Source organism: Streptomyces racemochromogenes (assembly GCF_044129415.1).
Lineage (GTDB): Bacteria > Actinomycetota > Actinomycetes > Streptomycetales > Streptomycetaceae > Streptomyces > Streptomyces racemochromogenes_A.
In genome coordinates, this window is sequence record NZ_JBBDHD010000266.1 from 1 (window position 1) to 2919 (window position 2919).

General features: G+C 59.2%; 3 protein-coding genes. All 3 read left to right on the forward strand.

Annotation, left to right across the window (positions count from 1 at the left end):
- Positions 1–201 precede the first annotated feature (201 nt).
- The gene (locus tag WDV06_RS36595) at positions 202–525 is read left to right on the forward strand and encodes a hypothetical protein (RefSeq protein WP_395514120.1); all 324 of its coding nucleotides are present in this window, start codon (positions 202–204) and stop codon (positions 523–525) included.
- Positions 522–839 carry a DUF1799 domain-containing protein gene (locus WDV06_RS36600; protein WP_395514122.1) on the forward strand — a complete coding sequence of 106 codons (318 nt, stop codon included), beginning with the start codon at positions 522–524 and terminating at the stop codon, positions 837–839. Before WDV06_RS36595 ends, WDV06_RS36600 begins: the two co-directional genes overlap by 4 nt.
- 40 nt (positions 840–879) lie before the next feature.
- The coding region (locus WDV06_RS36605; RefSeq protein ID WP_395514121.1) for a phage tail length tape measure family protein at positions 880–2919 on the forward strand (2040 nt) is incomplete at its 3' end.

Below are 2919 nucleotides of genomic sequence, written 5' to 3' on the forward strand. Positions count from 1 at the left end.
CTGCCGAACGGTGACGTGATCTACTAGGTGGGCTGGATCAGCTTCAACAAGGTGCCCACCAAGGTGCTCAACGAGTTCTTGGCCAACCAACTGACGTTCTCGCTGACCGCCGACCCGATGCGCTACGCGGCGGCGTAACTGGTACAGTTCCACTGCCGGGCAGGATCGTCCTGCCCGGCTACCTAACCCGAGGAAATAGCAATGCTCACCCGTAAGCGTGTCGAAACGATCAGCACCGACCTGACCATCACTGGCCAGAACGAACCCGATATTACCTTTGGTGTCACCTACCGCAACCTCACCGGCAAGCAGTTCGATGAGGCCCTGAATATCACCAGCAGTGACACCAATCGCCCGCAGTTCGACCTGGTTGGTGGCGTCATGCGCCTGGTCGAGAAGTGGGACAGCGAATATGCCCTGACGCCGGAAGGTCTGCAGCAGGCCGAAGATGACCGCGCCGGTATCCTGCACGCCGTCATCCAGGGCTTCCACGTCGCCCGCCGCGTCAAGTTGGTGGGAAACTGAAAGAGGTCGTCGCCAACCTCTACTGGCGTCGGCCTGACAAAGAATGGTTTACGGAACGTCCGTGGTACAAACCAACTGACTTTGTAGAGGAAGTTGTAGAGGTGTGGGACGAGAATTGGGATGTCGTGCAGCTTTTCTGGACATACAATGATCAATGGCGGATGGGATTCAATGGCCCGGTATCGCTCGACATGGTTGTTTTCCAGAACGCGCTTGAGCGTAAAAAGCTCAGCGATGAAGAATACGATGAGTGGATCGACAAGCTGCGCGTCATCCAGCAAGAAGCACTACACCGCATTAGGTACTACTCCTAACCCCTCCTTGTGAGGGGTTTCCTCTAAGGGAAGCACGATCATGGCTGACGCAATTGGCACCGCGCGACTGAAAGTAGTTGTTGACACCGCCGAGTTTGACGCGCGTGTTGATGCTGCTATCAAAAAGACCACCGGCATGGGCGATGCTGCCGACGCCGCGTATACCAAGACTGTGGGCGGGGCCAAACGCGCTACTGACAGTCTTTTGAATTTCGTGCGTCAGCAGGGCCTGAGCACCGACCAGCAACGCCTGTTCAACGCCGCGATTCGTGGTGTGCCGCTGGAAGTGCTCAATGGTGCAAAGCTGGCATTGGAGCAGAACGCCGCTGCTGCGAGTCGAGCCGCTGACCAGGCCGCCCGGCTGGCACAGATGCAACAACAGCAGGCCGAGGCTCAGCGCCAGGCCAATGCAGCCCAGGCAACCCGCACGAACTTCATTCGTGACCTGGAACAGCAGGTGACGGCAATCGGCAAAACCAAATCCCAGCTGCTGGAACTCAAGGCAGCTGAGCTGGGCGTTGCGCAATCGGCTGCGCCGCTCATCAAGGCGCTGCGAGATCAAGAAAAAGCAGCAGAGGACGCGCGGGCGAAGTATCAAGAACAAGAAAAGCAGATGTTCAACTCCGCCCTTACCATGAAGCAGTATCAGGCTGCTTTGCGTGGCGTACCGGCGCAGGTGACTGACATCATCGTGTCGCTGCAGGGTGGCCAAGCTCCGTTGACGGTGCTGCTGCAGCAGGGTGGCCAGCTCAAGGACATGTTTGGCGGCAGCGTGCCTACCGCTCTGCGCGCGCTGGCCAGCGGCTTCCTGGGCCTGGTCAACCCGGTCACCGTCAGCGCTGCAGTGCTGGGCACCGTAGCCTTCGCGGCGTACCAGGGTGAGGCTGAGATGCGCCGTCTGCAGAAGTCGCTGATCGCCACCGGCCAGGACGTTCCGGGCCTGGCACAGAAGCTCAACGACCTGGCAGCTACCTTGGATAGCATGGATGGTGTCACCCGTGGCGGAGCTGCTGATGCGCTGAGCCAAATCGCGTCAACGGGTGTCATCGCAGCTGAAAACTTCGATCTTGTGTCACGTGCCGCTTTGTCGATGAAGGCAACCGCTGGCGTGGCCATCGAAGACACGGTTGACCAGTTCAAGAGCATCGCCAAAGATCCGGTGTCCGCGATCCTGGAACTCAACAAAACCTACAACTTCCTCACCGCCGAGATGTTGGAGAACATCCGCGTGCTGCAGGAGCAGGGTCGCAATCAAGACGCTGCGGCGGTCGCCACGCGCGCGTTTGCTGGCGTGCTGATCGAGCGCAGCAACAAGATGCGCGAAAACCTGGGCTACCTGGAAAGCGCTTGGAAGGGACTCAAGAACGCTGCCGCCGAAGCCTGGGACGCAATGCTCAACCTGGGCCGTGCCAACACCAGTGCGGAATCGATCAAGCAGTTTGAACAGATGATCTCCACGTTGGAGCGTGCGCGCTCCAACCCGATGAATCAACGCACCCCTGGTGCTACTGCAGCTATCGATAGCCAGATCTCCGACCTGCGCAAGAAGATCGCGGATCTGCAAAAGGTGGCAACTGACGCGTCGGTGGGTGGCGCGAAGGCAAGCCGCACGATTGACAGCAAAGCTGCAGAACAGCTGGCGTCTATCGAGGCTGGCAACCGCTCGCGCGCTGAGATCCAGAAGCGCGAGGAGGAACAGATCCGCAACCTGGCCAAGGCTGCTGGCCGCGAGGCTGACGTTGAGAAGCTGATCGCAGCGTCGCGGAAGAAGTATCAGGACAGTTTGCCGAAGGGTGCCAGCGGTGCGCCGGTCTACAACGCTGAAACCAGCGCCAGGTTGTCGGCTATCAAGGCGGCTGCGCAGGAAGAAGCCACCTCGATCCAGAACAGCACCAAGCTACTGCAGGCCAACTACAGTGCGCGGCTGATCTCGGTACGCGACTACTACGCCCAGCAACGTGAGCTGGCTGCACGCGATCAGAAGCTGCAGGAGGAAACGCTGCAGAAGCAGATCGATTATCTGCAGTCGCGGTCGAGCACCGGCAAGGATCAGATCAACATCAACAAGCAGATCACCGAG

Bases quoted from the DNA above. Each gene is read 5' to 3' on its own strand.
- WDV06_RS36595 (WP_395514120.1), top strand. From the start codon at position 202: ATGCTCACCCGTAAGCGTGTCGAAACGATCAGCACCGACCTGACCATC.